This window comes from Streptomyces rugosispiralis (assembly GCF_024505145.1).
GTDB classification, from domain to species: domain Bacteria; phylum Actinomycetota; class Actinomycetes; order Streptomycetales; family Streptomycetaceae; genus Streptomyces; species Streptomyces rugosispiralis.
Genome location: NZ_JANIAA010000004.1, coordinates 80,404 through 98,425 on the forward strand (window position 1 = coordinate 80,404; position 18,022 = coordinate 98,425).

Sequence of the window (18,022 nt, forward strand, 5' to 3'; positions counted from 1 at the left end):
GGGGATATGACACAGGCTCTCACCCGGTGGGGAAGTAGCCCTCCAGATAGGCGTTGCGGAACTTCCCCGCCGGGTCGTGCTCGGCCAGCAGCCGCGCGAAGTCGCCGGCCCGGTCGTACGAGGAGAGGATCCGCTCCGGCGCGGCCGCCGTCAGCTTGCCCCAGTGCGGCCGCGCCCCCAGCGGCAGCAGCGCCTCCTCCATCGCGCCCACCACCTCGATCACCGCGTCGTGGTCCGGGACCCAGGTGAAGTGGAAGGCCACGCTGTCCCGGCCGTACGCGGGGCTCAGCCACAGCTCGTCCGCCGCGACCGTACGGACCTCGGACACCTGCACCACGGGCGCGATCCGGTCGCCGAGGCCGCGCAGCGCGGCGAACGCCGCCGAGGCCGCCTCGCGCGGCAGCAGCAGTTCCGACTGCAGCTCATCGCCGTTGCTCGGGGTGAAGTCCGGGCGGAAGTGCGGCAGCCGCTCATGCCACGGCCCCGGCGCGCCCAGCTGCTCGGTGCAGTGCAGCGGCGGCATCGCGGGCACCGGGTGGTGGTGGCGGTTGGCCGGGCGGGCCCCCAGCCACGGCTCCCCGGGCTCGGGGGGATCGGGCAGGTCGGTGCGGCACTTCAGCCACACCACGCCCTCGCCCGAGCGCCAGTCGGTGAAGACGCTGACGCTGTAGGCGGCGCCGAAGATCTCCTCGAAGCTGTCGTCCAGCCGGTCCAGCGGCAGCCCGGTCCACACCCACTGGGCCACGTCGAAGGTGGGCTCGATGTCCAGCGTCATGGCGGTCACCACGCCCAGTCCGCCGAGCCCGACCACGGCCCCGTTCAGCCGGTCCGGCTCCTCGTCCCGGCCGATCCGGGTCACCTCGCCGTCGGGGCCGACGATCTCGAGACCCGCGACCGCCGCCGCCAGACAGCGCTGGTCACTCCCCGAGCCATGGGTGGCGGTGGTACAGGCCCCCGCGACCGTGATGTGCGGCAGCGAGGCGAGGTTGGCCAGCGCGAACCCCTCCGCGTGCAGGGCCTGGGCCACATGGGCGTAGCGCATGCCCGCCGCGATGGTCGCGGTGCCCTTCCCGGGGTCTATCTCCACCCGGTGCGGCAGCCGGTCCAGGTTCACCAGATCGCCCTCGGTGTCGGCGATGCGGTTGAAGGAGTGGCCCGTGCCCAGGACCCGTACCCGGTCGGCGGAGCTGACGATCCGCCGCAGCTCGTCGACGCTGTCCGGGTGGTGCAGCCGGGCGGCGGAGAAGGTGATGTTCCCGGCCCAGTTCGTCGGGGCTTGGGTGGTCGGCATCCGTGTCGTCCTGTTTCGGCTGGAGGGCGATGGGCGAGGGGAGGGCGATGGGTGATGTTGTCAGCACCTTCGTACAGGTCCGCACCCTGATCCGTACAGACCCGGATTCGCCGTCCATGCCCCGGACGGCCCAGCAGGACGGGCCGCCGTGTCATGGCGCGCCCACGATGGGCCCATGACTGCCCCGAAGCCACCGCGTCCGAGGTCGGTGCCGCTCGGCGAGCTCTGCGCGGAGTTCGCGGGCACCATGGTGCTGATCCTCTTCGGCTGCGGTGCGGTGGCGCAGGTCGTGGCCGGCGGCGCCCTCACCAAGCCCCCGGGCGCGCTCGGCGATCACGACTCCATCGCCTGGGCCTGGGGATTGGGCGTCACCTTCGGTGTGTATGTGGCGGCGCGGCTCAGCGGGGCCCATATCAACCCGGCGGTCACCCTCTCCCTGGCGGCCTTCAAGGGCTTCCCCTGGAGCAAGGTCCTGCCGTACACCGTGGCCCAGACGGCCGGCGCGTTCGTCGGGGCCCTGCTGGTGCGCTGGAACTACACCGAGGCGCTGGGCCACGCCGACCCGGGGCACACCTTCAAGACCCAGTTCGTCTTCTCCACGCTCCCCGGCAACGGAGTCCTGCCGGTCAGCGAATGGGGCGCGCTGCGCGACCAGATCATCGGCACCGCGATCCTGGTGCTGCTCATCTTCGCCGTCACCGATGTGCTGAACTCGGCCCCGAAGGCCAATCTGGGGCCCTTCGTCATCGGGCTGATCGTGGTCGCGATCGGCATGGCGTGGGGCGCCGACGCGGGGTACGCCATCAACCCGGCCCGTGACTTCGGCCCCCGGCTGGCCAGCTATCTCACCGGCTACCGCAGCGCCTGGCGGGACCAGTACGGGGATCTGTACTTCTGGGTGCCGATCGTGGGCCCGCTGATCGGCGGGCTCATCGGCGCCGCCCTCTACAAGGTGCTGGTCAGCCGCTTCCTCCCGACGGCCGAAACGGAGGTGGGCCGCACCCCGACCCCCGAGTAGCCGATCCGGGCCGTAGGGTCCTTCTGACGGATCTCCGCGGCGTCGCGGCGTCCGGCACGCCCTCTCGCCGCACCGCACGAAAACCCAAGTAGCTCCGCTACGAGGGTCTCCGCGCGGCACGCCGAGAGCACGCTCCCCCAGCTACCGCTGGGAGGTGCCCCCTGACGCCGCTCCTTCCTCCACGGAGATCCGTCAGAAGGGCCCTAACCCCACCCACGAGAGGCGGCAGCATGCCGGAATTCATCGGTGCGGTGGACCAGGGAACCACCAGCACCCGTTTCATGATCTTCAACCACGACGGTGACGAGGTGGCGCGGTACCAGCTGGAGCACCGCCAGATCCTGCCGCGCGCGGGGTGGGTCGAGCACGACCCGGTGGAGATCTACGAACGCACCAACTCGGTGATGCAGAACGCCCTCCGCGCGGGCGGGCTCTCCCCCGCCGACCTGGCCGCGATCGGCATCACCAATCAGCGCGAGACCACGGTGATCTGGGATCCGCGCAACGGCCGCCCGTACTACAACGCCATCGTCTGGCAGGACACCCGCACCGACAGCATCGCGGCCGCGCTGGAACGGGACGGCCAGGGCGAGGTGATCCGCCGCAAGGCGGGGCTGCCGCCCGCCACCTACTTCTCCGGCGGCAAGATCAAGTGGATCCTGGACAACGTCGAGGGCGTCCGCGAGGCCGCGGAGGCCGGCCACGCGCTCTTCGGCAACACCGACGCCTGGGTGCTGTGGAACCTCACCGGCGGCCCCGGCGCAGGCATCCACGCCACCGATGTCACCAACGCCAGCCGCACCATGCTGATGGACCTGGAGACACTGGACTGGGACGACGAACTGCTGGCGATCTTCGACATTCCGCGGGCGATGCTGCCGACGATCAACTGCTCCTCCCACCCCGAGGCGTACGGCCAGGCCCGCACCTCCCGCCCGCTGCGCACCGCCACCCCCATCACCGGCGTCCTCGGCGACCAGCAGGCGGCCACGGTCGGCCAGGTCTGCTTCGCCCCCGGCGAGGCCAAGAACACCTATGGCACCGGCAACTTCCTGCTGCTCAACACCGGAGCGGAGCTGATCCGCTCGGCCAGCGGGCTGCTCACCACCGTGGCGTACCAGTTCGGCGACGGCCCTCCGGTCTACGCGCTGGAGGGCTCGATCGCCGTCACCGGCTCGGCCGTCCAGTGGCTGCGCGACCAGATGAAGATGATCGACGACGCCGCGGGCAGCGAGCGGCTCGCCCGCACCGTCGAGGACAACGGCGGGGTGTACTTCGTGCCCGCCTTCTCCGGGCTCTTCGCCCCGTACTGGCGCTCCGACGCCCGGGGCGCGATCGTCGGCCTGACCCGTTACAACACCAACGGCCACATCGCCCGCGCCACCCTGGAGGCCATCTGCTACCAGACCCGGGACGTGGTCGAGGCCATGGAGCGGGACGCCGACATCCACATGGACGTCCTGCGGGTGGACGGCGGGGTCACCGACAACGATCTGTGCATGCAGATCCAGGCCGATGTGCTGGGCGTCCCGGTCAGCCGCCCGGCCATCGCCGAGACCACCGCGCTGGGCGCCGCCTACGCGGCGGGGCTGGCCACGGGGTTCTGGCGGGACACCGATGAGCTGCGCTCCCACTGGAGCGAGTCCAGGCGGTGGGAGCCCCAGTGGGACGAGCGGACCAGGAAGGAGGGGTACACGGGCTGGAAGAAGGCCGTCCAGCGCACCCTGGACTGGGTCACGGTCGAGTAGGCCCGGCGGGGCCCGGGACGAAGCGGCCCGCGCCGGACCCGGTTGCGCCGGGCGTTCCACGGGGGTTCGCTGGAAGTACCCGGTGGTGGCCGAGACACCCTGGGACCGTGCCGTGTCCGCCACCACCGCCGCCTGTCAGCGATCGACGCGGAGGTGAGCCAGGTGAAAGCCGTCGTCTATGAGAAGCCCTACTCGGTGGCGGTGAGGGACGTCGACGACCCTCGGATCGAGCATCCGAACGATGTGGTCGTACGCGTCACCTCCAGCGCGATCTGCGGTTCCGATCTGCATATGTACGAGGGCCGGACGGCGGCCGAGCCCGGCATCGTCTTCGGACACGAGAACCTCGGCGTGGTCGAGGAGACCGGTTCCGGCGTCGTCTCGCTGACCAAGGGCGACCGCGTGGTCATGCCGTTCAACGTGGCCTGCGGCTTCTGCAAGAACTGCCTCGCGGGCGACACCGGCTTCTGTCTCACCGTCAACCCCGGCTTCGCGGGCGGCGCCTACGGCTATGTGGCGATGGGCCCGTACAAGGGCGGCCAGGCCGATCGGCTGCGGGTGCCGTTCGCCGACTTCAACTGCCTGAAGCTGCCCCAGGGCGAGGAGCTCGAGACCGACTTCATCCTGCTCGCCGACATCTTCCCGACCGGCTACCACGGCTGTGAGCTGGCCGAGGTCTCCCCGGGCGAGAGCGTGGCCGTCTACGGCGCGGGCCCGGTGGGGCTGATGGCCGCCTACTCCGCGCTGCTGCGCGGCGCCGCCAAGGTGTTCGTGGTGGACCGGGTCCCCGAGCGGCTGGAGAAGGCCGGGGAGATCGGCGCCGTCCCCATCGACTTCAGCAAGGGCGACCCGGTGCCGCAGATCCTGGACCGCACCGGCGGCGAGGGCACCGACAAGGGCATCGACGCGGTGGGCTACCAGGCCCAGGCGCACGACGCCAGTCATGAGGAGCCCGCGTCGGTGCTCAACTCGCTGGTCGATACCGTGCGGCCGACCGGGCGGCTCGGCGTGCCGGGGCTGTACGTCCCCTCCGACCCCGGCAGCCCCGATGAGCACGCCAAACGCGGTCAGCTGCTGGTCTCCATCGGCCGGATGTTCGAGAAGGGCCAGCGCATGGGCACCGGCCAGTGCAACGTCAAGCGCTACAACCGCCAGTTGCGCGACCTGATCATCGCCGGGCGCGCCCGGCCCAGCTTCGTGGTCTCGCACGAACTGCCGCTGGACCAGGCCCCGCAGGCGTACGAGAAGTTCGACAAGCGGATCGAGGGCTACACCAAAGTGGTGCTGCATCCGGCGCTCGCCGCCTGACGGTTCCTCGGCGCCGTGACCCCTGTGATCCCCCGCGGCCGCACATGACCTAAAAGGTCACTGAATGGGGTGATATGTACCATACTTGGTTATGTGCACCCGAACGGCTGGCTCGTTCAGCTCCGGGAGGAGGAGCGATCATGAAGAACTGCCGGGTGGCACTGGCCTTCGCCAGTGGCTATCTCTTCGGGCGCGGCCACAGGGGGACCTTGGTCCTCGGCCTCGCCGGCCTCGCCGCGGGCAAGCGCCTCGCCTCCGGAATCAACCCACCGGGCGCCCAGCAGCTGAAGTCCTCCGAGCTCGGCAGGCTCGGCCAGGACATCGGCAGCCGGCTGGTCTCCGCGGGCCGCGAGGCGGCCATGTCCGCGGCCAGTAACCGCATGGACGCCCTGAGCGACCGGCTGGAGCGGCGCGCCGCGACCCTGCGCACCGGCGGCGCGGGGGACCGGGAACCGGAGGCCGGGGAGCACGACGAGGAGCCGGAGGAGCACGAGGAGCGCGCCGAGGGCGGGAGCGCCGCACGGTCCCGCGAGGGCGGGTCGCGTGAGCGATCCGGCAGACAGCGCAAACCGGCCGACCGTCCGGCGCAGGCCAGGAAGCGGACCGGCTCCGAAGGGTCCGCGCGGCGAAGCCAGAGGTGAGGGCCATGGCTGAGGAAACCAAGGGGCGGACCGACGGGCGCACGCTCGCCCGGGAACTGCCCACCGACCGTCTGCTGAAGGAGGCGCAGGGCCTGCTGCTGGCGCTGGGCGAACGGGCCCTGCAATCGGTCACCCACCTGGGCAACCCCGGGCCGGGCGCGCTGAAGGGCAGTCTGGAGCAGATGAGGGACAAGGTCGTCGACACGGCCAAGGAGCAGATGAAGGACCAGGTCAAGGGGAAGGTCAAGGACCAGGTCAAGGAGAAGGTTGTCGACACGGCCAAGAGCATCATCCCGGGCCTCGGCGGCGGTGACGGCGATGGCGGCGGCAAGGGCGGCAAGAAGCTCAAGGTCACCAACATCGTGGAGCAGATGGACGTCGGCGCGCCCCTCTCCCTCACCTACAACCTCTGGACGGAGTGGGAGAACTTCCCCTCGTACATGAAGAAGGTCGAGGACGTCCGGAACGAGGAGGGGAACGGGGACGAGGATGGCGGCGGGACGGAATCCGAGTGGAAGGCCCAGGTCTTCTGGTCGCACCGCAAGTGGCGGGCCGAGGTCGTCGAGCAGGTGCCGGACAAGCGCATCATCTGGACGTCCCGGGCCGACAAGGGCCATGTGGACGGCACGATCACCTTCCATGAGCTGGCCCCCGACCTCACCCGGATCCTGTTCGTCCTGGAGTACTACCCGCAGGGCTTCATGGAGCGGACCGGCAACCTCTGGCGCGCCCAGGGCCGCCGGGTGCGCCTGGAGATGAAGCACTTCCGCCGCCATCTCATGCGCGAGGTGCTGCTCGAACCCGACGAGGTCGTGGGCTGGCGCGGGGTGGTGCGCGACGGCGAGATCGTGGAGGACGACGAGCGCGAGGGGCGGGAGCGCGAGGAGGAGGAGCCCGAGCAGGGCGAGGAGCGCGAGGAACCGGGGGACGAGTACGAGGACGAAGAGCCCGAAGAGCCCGAGGAGCCCGAGGAGTACGAGGACGAGGAGCCCCGGGACGACTACGAGGAGGAGTACGAGGACGAGGAGCCCGCACGGCGCCGCGTGCGCCGCTGACGGACCCTGCCCCCGGAACGGGTGAGCGCGGTGACCGTAGCACGGCAGCAGCAGAGCCAGTATCTGGACCGGGCGAGTTCCAGCGCCCTGGTCGACGTCGTCGACCTCATCCTGGACAAGGGCCTGGTCATCGATGTGTATGTGCGGGTGTCCCTGGTGGGCATCGAGATCCTGACCATCGACGCCCGTATCGTCGTCGCCAGCGTGGACACGTATCTGCGGTTCGCGGAGGCGACCAACCGACTCGACCTCGCCCGCAGCGGCACCGAAACCCATGGTCTGCCCGGCCTCATGGACGAGATCCAGGAGAGCGGCGGCAAGAAGAAGACCAAGGGCGCCCTGGAGGGCGTCAAGGAATCGGTCTCGGATCTGCTGCGGGACGACGACGAGGACCGGGAACCCGAGGCCGGGGAGCGGGAGCGGCCCCGGCGCACCAGGGGTTCCCCCAGCCACAGGGAGCGCGAACGGTGATGGCCGAGGACGGACGTGCCTGCTATGTCTACGGGGTCGTCACGGACGACCGGCCCGATGAGTCGGTCAAGGACCTGCCCGCCGTCGGGGACCCGGAGGCCCCGGTGACCCTGGTCCGCCAGGGCGGCCAGGCCGCGGTGGTCAGCGAGGTGCCCGTGGACAAGCCGCTGGGCACCCCCGAGGATCTGCGCACCCACGCCAGGGTGCTCGACCACCTGGCCGCGCAGGGGCCACCGGTGCTGCCGTTCCGCTTCGGCACCGTGCTGCGCGACACCGCGGCGGTGACGGACGAGCTGCTGGCCGAGGGGCACGACGACTTCGCCCGCGGCCTCGACCGGCTCCGCGGCCGTACGCAGCTCACCGTGCGGGCCCGCTATGACCAGGACGCGGTGCTGCGCGAGGTGGTGACCGAACAGCCGGAGGCCAGACGGCTCCGCGACGAGCTGCGGGGGCTGCCCGAGGACGCGGGCTACGAGCAGCGGATCGAGCTCGGCCAGCTCGTCATGGACAGCATCGCCGCGAAGCGGAGCGTGGACGCGCTGGAGCTCGACCGGCGGCTGGCGCCGTACGCGCTGGGCTCGGTGTCGGAGGAGCCGGCGTCCTCCGACGGGCTGGTCAACGCCTCGTTCCTGGTGGACGACGCGAAACGGCAGGCGTTCGAGGAGGCGGCCGAGGAGCTCGCCGCGCACTGGCACGGCCGGGTCCGGATGCGGCTGCTCGGCCCGCTGGCGCCGTACGACTTCGTGGCCGAAGCGACGCTCGAAGGGGACCCGACGCTCGAAGGGAAGGAAGGCGACGAGTAGCCATGGGACTGTTCACCGGCCTGGCCACACTGCCGCTGGCCCCGGTGCGGGGCGTCGTCTGGATCGCCGAGCGGATCCATGACGAGGCCCATCGGCAGCTGTACGACCCCGAGGTGATCAAGCAGCGGCTGGAGGAGGTCGCGGAGGCCCGGGAGAGCGGGGAGCTCACCGAGGAGGAGGCGGCCCGGGAGGAGGACGAACTGGTCCGCAGGCTGATGTCCCAGGGGCCGCCCGACGGGGGCCTGGAGGTATGAGCCGTGCCCCGCGAACGGCCCCGCGAGGAACACCACCGCGAGGAGCGGCCACGCGCCGCCCACCCCGGTGAGCAGCGGCCCCGCGAGGAACGGGACCGGCGCGAGCACGAGCCGGACCGGCGCACGGACGAGCCGGACCGGCGCGAGCACGAGCCCGACCGGCGCGCGGACGAGCCCGAGCGGGAGCGCCCCCGGCCCCGCCCCCGGCGTCCCGCCCTCGTGGCCCGCGACGCCGCGCGCAGCGCGGCCCGCCAGGTGCGGGGGCTGACCGGGCGGACCCCGGAGGGCGTCACCTCGCTGGAGCGCACCGAGGACGGCTGGACCATCGGCATCGAGGTGGTCGAGACCCACCGGATCCCGGACTCCACCGACATCCTCGCCGAGTACCGGGTCGAACTGGACGACCGCGGCGAGCTCGTCTCCTACCACCGCACCGAGCGCTACTACCGGGGCAGGGCGGAGAACCGGACATGAACCAGAACTCCGACTGGAACCCGCCGGTCCGGCGCACCGGCGCCACCCGCGAACCCGCCCGCCGGGGTGCCGAGCCGTCCAGCCTGGCCGACATCCTGGAGCGGGTGCTCGACAAGGGCATCGTCATCGCGGGCGACATCCAGATCAACCTGCTGGACATCGAACTGCTGACGATCAAGATCCGGCTGCTGGTCGCCTCCGTGGACCGGGCCAAGGAGATGGGCATCGACTGGTGGGAGCACGACCCCTCGCTCTCCTCCGGCGCCCGGGACGTCCTGGAGGAGAACGAGCGGCTGCGGCGGCGCGTCGGCGAGCTGGAGGACGGCCGCGGCGCCCGCCGGGGGGACGACCCCGGGACCCAAGGCGCGGAGCGGGAGGACGAACGGTGAACGGTTCCCTCGCCACCTGGCTGTACGCGGTGACGGCCGCCCCGGAGGACGGTGCCCCGCCACGGGGGCTCACCGGTGTGGCCGACGAACCGGTGCGCCTGGTGGAGAGCGCGGGGCTGGCCGCCGTCGTGGGCTCCGTACCGCTGGCGGACTTCGGTGAGGACGCGCTGCGCGACCACCTGGAGGACCTGGAGTGGCTGGAGCGCACTGCCCGCGCCCACCACCGGGTGATCAACGGCGCGGCCGGCCACGGCCAGGTCATCCCGCTGCGCTTCGCCACGCTCTACCACGACGACGACCGGGTCCGCGCGATGCTCGAGGAGCGCCGGGACGACTTCACGGCCACGCTGCGGCGAGTGGCGGGCCGCACCGAATGGGGCGTCAAGGCGTATGTGGACCCCAGGTCCTTCCTGCCCGACCCGGACGAGCCCGCCGGCGGCGAGGAGAGCCCCGGAACCGCCTATCTGATGCGGCGGCGGGCCCAGCGGCAGGACCAGGAGACCGCGCATCTGCGCGCGACCGAGCGGGCGGAGGAGATCCACGCCGCGCTCGCCGCGCTGGCGGTGGCCACGGCCGCCCATCCACCGCAGGACACCGCGCTGGCCGCGTACGAGGGGTGGATGGTGCTGAACAACTCCTATCTGGTGCCCGACGCCCTGGGTGCGGAGTTCACCGCCCTGGTGACCGACCTGGGGGAGCGCTACCCCGCCATCACCCTGGAGGTCAGCGGCCCCTGGCCGCCGTACTCCTTCACCGCCCCGCCGAAGCGGGCGGGGGACGCCCAGCCGGAGGAGACACCGTCGTGACCCGGGCGATCGAGCGGCGCGAGGTGGCCCTGGTCGACCTGCTCGACCGGGTGCTCGCCGGCGGCGTGGTGATCGCGGGGGAGATCACCCTGAGCATCGCCGACATCGACCTGGTGCGGATCTCGCTGCGTGCCCTGATCGCCTCCGTACGGGTGGAGAACGAGGAGGCAGGGGAGGGAGATCTCCATGATCGCCGTGAAGGGGGGCCGCCATGACGGATGACCGCGCCCCCCGGCGGCCGGGACGGCGGATCGAGGTGGACGAGGAGTCGGTCCGCAGGAGCCTGGCCGGTCTGGTGCTCACCATCGTCGAGCTGCTGCGGCAGCTCATGGAGCGGCAGGCGCTGCGCCGCGTCGAGCAGGGCGGTGTCAGCGATGAGCAGATCGAGGAACTCGGGCTGACGCTGATGGCCCTGGAGCGGAACATGGCCGAGCTGCGGGAGCACTTCGGGCTGACCGAGGACGACCTCAACCTGGACCTGGGCCCGCTGGGCCCCCTGCTGCCCCGCGACCGCTGACCGGCTCCCAGCCCCGGCCACTCCGCGACGTAGCCCCTGACCTGCCCCTGACCAGGCAGTCCGGCGCCGATTGGCGAGACACCCGGGCCGGGTGCGGCGCCCGCCGAGTAATGTGCGGGTGTGGGGATCACGCTCAACCTCCAGCGCGCCCAGCCGGCCGACGTGCACGTCGGCCGGTCACCGCTGGCCGAGCTCATGTCGGCGCTGCACATCATGGCCGAGCCCGACCACCACCCCGAGGCCCAGCGCTGGACGCGGCGGCTGGGGACGGTGCTCGCCCCCTCCCTCACCCATGAGATGAGTGCCCTGTCCCCGCTGTGGGCCCGGCTCCGCTGCCGGCTGCTGTTCCCGCTGGAGCTCCCGCTGGACCAGCCCTTCGAGGACGAGCTGCGCCATCTGGAGAGGCTGCCGCTCGAGGAGTTCGTGGGTCTGTGCTCCCAGGGGGTGCTCGGCTTCCGTGAGGCCGTGCCCCCGGCCGGCAGCCTGCTCACCGACCCCGAGGCCGCCGAGCGCTATGTGGCCCAGTGCGAGCGGCGGTCCTTCCGGCGCGGCGAGCTGGCCCATGATCTGGTGGCCTCGCCCGAGGGGCTGCGCGACCGGCTCCTGTGCTTCCTGGACTCCTGCGCCGAGGCGTTCTTCGCCTCCGAGTGGCGCACGGTCCGCGACCGGCTGGAGTCGGCCGCCGCCCGGGTCCGTGCCGACATCCGGCGGCGCGGTCTGGCCGAGGTGCTGGCCGGGCTCAGCCCCACCGCGGTGGTCTCCCGGGGCGGCTCGCGGGTGCGCTACGACAAGCTGGCCGTCGCCGAGATCGAGATCGGCCCGCGCCCGCTCTTCCTGCTCCCCTCCGTCCATGTCTGGCCGCATCTGACCGTCAAGGACGAGGAGTGCCACCCCGTGGTGCTCCAGTTCGCCGCCCAGGAGGGCGGCACGGCCGATCAGCTGACCCAGGCCGAGCTGCGGGCCCGGATGTCCGCGCTGGCGTCCCTGGGCCGGATGGAGCTGTGCCGCCATCTGCTGGGCGAGCCCATCACCACCACCGAGCTGGCCCAGCGGCTCGGGCTCGCCGATACCCAGGTCTCCCGCACCCTGCGCCAGCTCAGGGACGCCGGGCTCATCGAGTCCGAGCGCGAGGGCAAGTACGTCTATCACCGGCTGGCCACCAGCACCCTGCTCCGGCTGGGGCAGGACGTGTTGGCGACCATCATGCGGTGACGGCCGTGCGCCGACCGCCGGTCAGCCCGGCTGGGTCCACAGCAGCACCGCCGAGGGGTGGTCCGCGTCCATGTGGACACGGTTGGTCGCCACCACCTTGCGGCGGCTCACCGCCTCCGGCACCCCCGTGTTGGAGTTGACGTCGAACCGGGGGAAGTCGCTCGAGGAGATGTCCACCCGCAGCCGGTGCCCGGCCTCGAAGCGGTTGGCCGTGTCCGGTGCCGGGATCTCGATCTCGTAGATCTCGCCCGGCTCCAGCGGCTCCGGGCGCTCGAAGGACTCGTGGAAGCGGCAGCGGAAGATGCCCTCGGTGAGGTTCATCGCGAAGCCGTGCGGATAGTCCTCGTTCGGCGGATGCACATCGACCAGCTTCACCGTGAAGTCGGTGTCCGGCGCGGACGAGGAGATGAACAGCCGCGCGGTGACCGGCCCGGCCACCACCAGCGGCTCCGCCAGCGGCGGGGTGGCCAGTGAGATCACATCGGGCCGGGAGTTCAGCGGCAGATACGGCGGTTGGGCGCCGTAGAACCGCTCGTCCGGCACCTGGTCGAAGGCACCGCCGACCATCACCGGCTCGCCCGAGGTGACCTGGCCGCCGAGCGTGGGCACCGGGTCGTTCGGGTCGAAGTCGTACTCCACCCAGGCCCGTGTCGCCGTCGGCCGCTCCCCGCTCAGCTCGCCCGAGGTGTGGCAGTAGAACGGGGTCTCCCGGGTCCCGGCCGGGGGCCACTGGGTGTCGGTGTGCCACCGGCCGCCGTGCCGCATCCGCCCGGCCTCGTCCCGCCGGCCGTCGCCGCCGCCCATCAGGAAGTACCGCACCCGCGGGATCGACTCCGGGTCGCCGCCCCCCAGCACCGCGTCGAACCACCGCTGCCGGAAGGACAGATACGAGGTGTCCACATTGCCGCTGAGGGTCGCGGCGGGCCCGAAGTCCACATCGCCGGAGAAGGTGACACAGCGCAGCCCGTGTTTCCACGGCCCCATCACCAGATACGCCGGGGACCGCTTGAGCCGGCCCATGGCGGTGAAGTTCTCGATGGTGGAGCGGACATACGGGTCGTACCAGCTCGACATGTGCAGGGTCGGCACATCCGGGAAGCGGTCGTAGTGGCCGCGCCCGTAGATGGCCGGCTGGCGCCAGTACGCCCCGAAGGCGTCATGCCGCCACTGGTCGAGCAGATAGCGCTCGTAGCTGTCCACCTGGCGCAGCGGTGAGACACCGGTACGCCACGGCAGCACGGTGAACCAGTCGCGCAGATCCGTCCCCGCGAACGCCTTGCGCACCAGCGGGTCCCGCTCCGCCTCCGGGCTCTCCTCACCGTGCCGGAAGGCCCAGGTGATCTGCTTGAGCTCGAAGGCGCCGCCCATCCGCATCCCGGCCTCGTAGGCGCTGGCGAAGCCGCCGGAGTCCATGAACATCGCGGACAGCCCGGTGGGGGACTCGGCCGCGGCGGCCGTCTGGGCGTGGGCCGAGTAGGACACGCCCATCATGGCCACCCGGCCGTCGCACCAGGGCTGGGCGGCGATCCACTCGATGGTGTCCGCGCCGTCCGGGCCCTCGCCGAGGTACTTCACGAAGGTGCCCTCGGAGTCCCCGCGGCCCCGGCAGTCCTGCCGCACCACGTGGTACCCGGCACGGACGAAGAACGCCGAGGTCTCCTCGGGCGTGGGCACCGGCTCGTCGTGGTGGCTGCGGTCGGAGTCGCGCATCTCCCGGCGGCCGTACGGGGTCCGCTCCAGGATGACCGGGCGGGGCCCCGGCCGTTCCTGGTCGGTGAAGAGATCGGCGGCCAGGACGATCCCGTCCCGCATCGGAACGCGCAGGGTGCGTCGCCACACCCGCTCGTCCAGCAGGCGGGCGGGCTCCTCGCGGGCCGCCCGCCCTCTGCCGCCGGTCGTTTCGGTCTGACTGGTTCGTGCCATGGAAGATCTCACTGGGTCTGGGATTGCTTGGAGCCGTTGAGGGCGATCTGGTCCCGGGTGACGGTGGACAGCGGCAGCCCCCACTGGCCGAAGAGCTTGGCGTAGGTGCCCGATTCGTACAGCTTCCGCAGCCCCTTGACGATCACGGGCGCGAGCCCGGCGTCCTTCTTGGCCTGGATGCCGTAGATGGCCGTCGCGGCGGGCAGGTCCAGCATGTCCTCGAGCTCGAGCGTCTCGAAGCGGTCGTGGGAGTTCTGGCTCACCGAGGTGTTGGAGGCGCTGGGCGCGGCCACCGCGTCCACGCGCTTGCTCTGCAGCGCCAGCGAGGCGGCGGGCAGATCGGTGTAGAGCTTCGCGTCCACCGACGGCTTGCCCTTCGCGGCACACCGCTTGTTCTGCGCCGCGAGCACGTTCTGCGTTCCGGCGCCCTTCTCGACGCCGACCTTGTGGCCGCAGACCTCGAGGCCGTTCTTGGGGCGGAAGGAGCCGTCCTTGAGCACCATCATCGTCACACTGCTCTGCGCGAAGTCGGCGAAGTCCACCTCCTGCTGGCGCTCGGTGAAGTCACCGGAGGGCGCGCTGAGGTCGATCCGGCCGGACTTCAGCCCCGGGATGACGGCGTCGAAGTTGGTCCGCTCCACCTTGATCTTGATGTCCAGCAACGAGGAGAGCTGCGCGGCCAGTTCGGGGACCAGCCCGGTGATCTTCCCGTCGGACTCGAAGGTGACATACGGCGCGTACTCGCTGACGCCCATGATCAGCGTCTTCTTGGTGAAGGCCTGGGGCACCTCGGCGGCCAGCGCGCTGTCCTTGGGCTCGGGGGCGAGCGTGACCGCCGGCCGGCTCTTGTTGTCCTTGCCGCCCTCGGGGGTGTCGTCCACCGAACAGGCCGACAGGCCGAGGGTCAGACAGGCCAGCAGGGCGCATGCGGCGACATGGGGACGGTTGCGCATGGGTGCTCCATTCCGGGAGGTGGGGGGTGGCGGATGAGGAAGTGCGGGGCCGCTCAGCGGCCCCAGACGGTCTCGGCGACGCGCCGTACGTTGCCCCCGGCCAGCTTGGCCACGTCCGCTTCGGAGTAGCCGCGGTCGAACAGCCACCGGATCATGTTGCCGACGGCCTCCGCGGGGTTCTCACAGCCCCGTACGTACTCGACCTCCTCGTGCGGCGGCAGTTCGGGGGCCTTGCCGTCGTGCGCGTCGTCCTTGCCGAAGAGCGGGGCGAACGTCCGGTGCCAGGCCGTGTGGTCGCCGAAGTTGGTGTCCGGGCCGAAGGCCACGTGGTCGATGCCGACCAGATCGATACAGCGCTCGATGTGCTCCATCACCGAGTCCAGATCGTGCCGGGGGTGCCGGGCGGTGATGGTCGTGTGCGGCGCCGCCTCGACGCCGATGAACCCGCCCGACCCGGCGCAGGCCCGGATCACGTCGTCGGGCTTCATCCGCGGGGTCGGCCACAGCGCCCGGGACCCGGCATGGGTGATCACCACGGGGGCGGTGGAGCGGCGCACCGCGTCCAGGGCCGTCGCGTCCCCGCTGTGCGAGACATCGACGATGATCCCGAGGTCGTTCATCCGGCGCAGCGCCCGGCGGCCGAGCAGCGTCAGACCGGTGTCCCCGGCGTCGGCGAGCCCCGAACCCAGTTGGTTGCTCTCGCTGTAGACCACGCCGAGCAGCCGTACGCCCAGGCCGTAGAGCAGATCGAGCCGGTCGATGTCATTGCCGATGGGGGAGGCGGACTCCAGGGTCAGCACCACCCCCACCTGGTGGCCGGCCCGCGCCCGGTCGGCGTCCTCGAGGGTGCGGACGGGCGCCACCAGCCGCTGATGGGCGAGGTCCGCCTGGCGCATGGCCAGATCGCTGACCGCGTCGTCCCAGTCCCAGGGGGCATGGGAGCGGATCATGCTGACGGCGGCCGGGCCGCCGTCGAAGAACAGGTCCACCCCCGAGTGGGCGATGCCCTCGTAGGGGATCGACTCCCGGCCCTGGCGGCGGTACGCGGCGAAGTCGCCGGGGTCCGCGGGGCGCAGCGAGAGGTGGTCATGGGCGGAGATCACCAGATGGCGCTCCTCGAAGTCCCGCGCGCGGGACTCGACGTCCTCGCTCCAGGTCAGCGCGGCCGCGGGGAGCCGTCCGAGCGCGGGCGCCAGCTCGAAGGCGCGGTAGTCCTCCCCAGCCTCCAGGTACTGGTACGAGCGGTAGGAGTCCCACAGCTCCAGGCGCCGGGCGGTCTTGGCGGGCAGGGGGAGTTCGGTGCTCATGAGCTGACCTTCGACAGGAACGTGCGGGTGCGGTCGTGTGCTGGAGCGCGCAGCAGCGCGTCCGGGGTGCCCTCCTCGACGATCCGGCCGTCGTCCATGAAGACGATCCGGTCGGCCACATCGGCGGCGAAGCGCATCTCATGGGTGACGACGACCAGCGTCATGCCGTCACGGGCCAGGTCCTTGATGACGCTGAGCACCTCCTGCACCATCTCGGGGTCCAGGGCGGAGGTCGGCTCGTCGAACAGCATCACCTTGGGCCGCATCGCCAGGGCGCGGGCGATGGCCACCCGCTGCTGCTGGCCGCCGGAGAGCTTGTCCGGATAGCTGTCCAGCTTGTGGGCGAGACCCACCCGGGTCATCAGCTCCACGGCCCGCGCGTCGGCCGCGGCCTTGGAGAGCCCGAGCACCCGGCGCGGGGCCTCCACGATGTTCTCGCGGGCGGTGAGGTGCGGGAACAGATTGAAGCTCTGGAACACCATGCCCATCGCCGAGCGCTGGGCGGCCAGTTCCCGGGCACCCAGCTCATGCAGGGTGCGCCCGCGCAGCTGATAGCCGATCACGCTGCCGTCGACCACCACCACGCCCTGGTCGGGCACTTCGAGGTGATTGACACAGCGGAGCAGGGTGCTCTTTCCGGATCCGGAGGGACCGATCAGGCAGACCGTCTCACCTCGGTGGATATCCAGCGAGATGCCGTGCAGTACCTCGGTGCCGCGGAACGACTTGCGGATCCCGCGCAGGGAGACGATGGCCTGCGATTCCATTTTCGATGCCGCGGTCATACCGAGTGCTCGATCCTCTTCACTTTCCCGGCCCTGTTGGCCGAAATCAGGGTGTGTCGTCCCAGACGTCGCTCCAGGCGCTGCTGAAGAAGAGTAATGGCGCCAGTGATGATCATGTACCAAATGGCGGCCACGATCAACAGTGGAACGGTCTGGAAGTTCTTGGCGTAAATCAGCTGGACCGAGTAGAGCAGGTCGGCCAGGGTGATCACGCTGACCAGGGAGGTGGCCTTGAGGAGAGATATCAGCTCATTTCCCATCGGGGGGACGATCACCCGCAGCGCCTGGGGGAGGGTGACGCGGAAGAAGATCTGAGTCGGCGTCAAACCGAGCGCGGACGCCGCCTGACGCTGACCATCGTTCACGGCCAGCAGCCCGGACCGGATCAACTCCGCGATGTAGGCGGTCTCGTGGAGGGTCAGGCCGATGATCGCGGCGGTCAGCGGGCCGATGACGCTGTTCGAATCGAAGGTGACGAAACGCGGCCCCCAGGGAATACCGAGGGACAGCGTCGGAAAAAGGGCCGCGAGGTTGTACCAGAAAAGCAGCTGCACCAGCATCGGAATGCTGCGGAAAACCCAGATGAAGGCGGCCGCGACCGTGGACATGAGGCGGGAATCGCCCATGCGCAGCAACGCGACCAGGGTTCCGAACACTATGGAGAGCGCCATGGTCGCCGCGGTCATTCCAATGCTGACCCCGATGCCCTTCAACACCCGGATCTCAAAGAAGTATTTGCCGACGGTTTCCCACTCGAACCGAGGGTTGGTGAATATCGTGGTCACCGCCATCGCGGCCAGTACCAGCACGATCGCATTGGCCACCAGAAGTCCGGGACGCCGCCGCTTCGCGCGTTTGAGCACGGACGGCTCGGGTAGTGCATCGACGTTCAGGACTTTGGTCATGGCATGCCTTCGGACGGTCGGGTCGCGGCAGAATTACCGCATCCTAAAACCGCGTCCACGGGCGCCCGGCAACAGTTGACACAGAACGGTCAACCGTAAACGGGGAATGCTTCCGTCCGCCCGGAGCGGCCGGGCGGACGGACGGACACGCGTTGGCGGAGG

General features: G+C 70.8%; 20 protein-coding genes. 14 read left to right on the forward strand and 6 right to left on the reverse strand.

Features of this window, described 5'->3' with window-relative positions:
* Positions 1-19: 19 nt before the first annotated feature.
* Entirely contained in the window at positions 20-1,291 is a 1,272-nt protein-coding gene (locus NP777_RS09075) for an FAD-binding protein (RefSeq protein ID WP_256649576.1), read from the reverse strand.
* 175 nt (positions 1,292-1,466) lie between these two features.
* Here NP777_RS09075 and NP777_RS09080 point away from each other — a divergent pair, with 175 nt between their 5' ends.
* From NP777_RS09080 to NP777_RS09145, 14 genes are all read left to right on the forward strand, one after another.
* Positions 1,467-2,309, forward strand: coding sequence for an MIP/aquaporin family protein (locus NP777_RS09080; RefSeq protein ID WP_256649577.1), 843 nt, complete (start codon positions 1,467-1,469; stop codon positions 2,307-2,309).
* Positions 2,310-2,539: 230 nt separating this feature from the next.
* The gene (gene glpK / locus NP777_RS09085) at positions 2,540-4,057 is read left to right on the forward strand and encodes a glycerol kinase GlpK (RefSeq protein ID WP_256649578.1); all 1,518 of its coding nucleotides are present in this window, start codon (positions 2,540-2,542) and stop codon (positions 4,055-4,057) included.
* Positions 4,058-4,219: 162 nt separating this feature from the next.
* Positions 4,220-5,365 (forward strand): glutathione-independent formaldehyde dehydrogenase, encoded by a 1,146-nt coding sequence (locus NP777_RS09090; RefSeq protein WP_256649847.1) that lies wholly within the window; start codon positions 4,220-4,222, stop codon positions 5,363-5,365.
* Positions 5,366-5,505: 140 nt separating this feature from the next.
* Positions 5,506-6,006, forward strand: coding sequence for a hypothetical protein (locus NP777_RS09095; protein WP_256649579.1), 501 nt, complete (start codon positions 5,506-5,508; stop codon positions 6,004-6,006).
* Between the two features lie 5 nt (positions 6,007-6,011).
* Complete coding sequence (locus tag NP777_RS09100; protein ID WP_256649580.1) at positions 6,012-7,061, forward strand: SRPBCC family protein; 1,050 nt, start codon at positions 6,012-6,014, stop codon at positions 7,059-7,061.
* 30 nt (positions 7,062-7,091) lie between these two features.
* Positions 7,092-7,532 (forward strand): gas vesicle protein GvpJ, encoded by a 441-nt coding sequence (gvpJ, locus tag NP777_RS09105; RefSeq protein ID WP_256649581.1) that lies wholly within the window; start codon positions 7,092-7,094, stop codon positions 7,530-7,532.
* Positions 7,532-8,335, forward strand: a complete 804-nt coding sequence (locus NP777_RS09110; protein ID WP_256649582.1) for a GvpL/GvpF family gas vesicle protein — start codon at positions 7,532-7,534, stop codon at positions 8,333-8,335. Before gvpJ ends, NP777_RS09110 begins: the two co-directional genes overlap by 1 nt.
* Positions 8,336-8,337: 2 nt before the next feature.
* Entirely contained in the window at positions 8,338-8,589 is a 252-nt protein-coding gene (locus tag NP777_RS09115) for a gas vesicle protein GvpG (RefSeq protein WP_037952520.1), read from the forward strand.
* Positions 8,590-8,592: 3 nt separating this feature from the next.
* Positions 8,593-9,063, forward strand: coding sequence for a gas vesicle protein GvpO (gene gvpO, locus NP777_RS48060; RefSeq protein WP_256649583.1), 471 nt, complete (start codon positions 8,593-8,595; stop codon positions 9,061-9,063).
* Entirely contained in the window at positions 9,060-9,452 is a 393-nt protein-coding gene (locus tag NP777_RS09125) for a gas vesicle protein (RefSeq protein ID WP_256649584.1), read from the forward strand. Before gvpO ends, NP777_RS09125 begins: the two co-directional genes overlap by 4 nt.
* Complete coding sequence (locus NP777_RS09130) at positions 9,449-10,258, forward strand: GvpL/GvpF family gas vesicle protein (protein WP_256649585.1); 810 nt, start codon at positions 9,449-9,451, stop codon at positions 10,256-10,258. The genes NP777_RS09125 and NP777_RS09130 overlap by 4 nt, the downstream gene beginning before the upstream one ends.
* Positions 10,255-10,473, forward strand: a complete 219-nt coding sequence (locus NP777_RS09135; protein ID WP_256649586.1) for a gas vesicle protein — start codon at positions 10,255-10,257, stop codon at positions 10,471-10,473. The genes NP777_RS09130 and NP777_RS09135 overlap by 4 nt, the downstream gene beginning before the upstream one ends.
* Positions 10,470-10,775 (forward strand): gas vesicle protein K, encoded by a 306-nt coding sequence (locus NP777_RS09140; protein ID WP_256649587.1) that lies wholly within the window; start codon positions 10,470-10,472, stop codon positions 10,773-10,775. Before NP777_RS09135 ends, NP777_RS09140 begins: the two co-directional genes overlap by 4 nt.
* Before the next feature lie 120 nt (positions 10,776-10,895).
* Positions 10,896-11,987 (forward strand): DUF5937 family protein, encoded by a 1,092-nt coding sequence (locus NP777_RS09145; protein ID WP_256649588.1) that lies wholly within the window; start codon positions 10,896-10,898, stop codon positions 11,985-11,987.
* A 21-nt stretch (positions 11,988-12,008) separates the two neighbouring features.
* Here the strand turns inward: NP777_RS09145 and NP777_RS09150 are convergent, their stop codons facing one another.
* The 5 genes from NP777_RS09150 to NP777_RS09170 are packed head-to-tail and all read right to left on the reverse strand — an operon-like array spanning position 12,009 to position 17,860.
* Entirely contained in the window at positions 12,009-13,910 is a 1,902-nt protein-coding gene (locus NP777_RS09150) for a CocE/NonD family hydrolase (RefSeq protein WP_256649589.1), read from the reverse strand.
* Between the two features lie 8 nt (positions 13,911-13,918).
* Positions 13,919-14,863 carry a transporter substrate-binding domain-containing protein gene (locus NP777_RS09155; RefSeq protein WP_256649590.1) on the reverse strand — a complete coding sequence of 315 codons (945 nt, stop codon included), beginning with the start codon at positions 14,861-14,863 and terminating at the stop codon, positions 13,919-13,921.
* Positions 14,864-14,916: 53 nt separating this feature from the next.
* Positions 14,917-16,170 (reverse strand): dipeptidase, encoded by a 1,254-nt coding sequence (locus NP777_RS09160; RefSeq protein ID WP_256649591.1) that lies wholly within the window; start codon positions 16,168-16,170, stop codon positions 14,917-14,919.
* Entirely contained in the window at positions 16,167-16,955 is a 789-nt protein-coding gene (locus tag NP777_RS09165; protein WP_305889557.1) for an amino acid ABC transporter ATP-binding protein, read from the reverse strand. The genes NP777_RS09160 and NP777_RS09165 overlap by 4 nt, the downstream gene beginning before the upstream one ends.
* The gene (locus NP777_RS09170; protein ID WP_256649592.1) at positions 16,952-17,860 is read right to left on the reverse strand and encodes an amino acid ABC transporter permease; all 909 of its coding nucleotides are present in this window, start codon (positions 17,858-17,860) and stop codon (positions 16,952-16,954) included. Before NP777_RS09170 ends, NP777_RS09165 begins: the two co-directional genes overlap by 4 nt.
* Positions 17,861-18,022 lie beyond the last annotated feature (162 nt).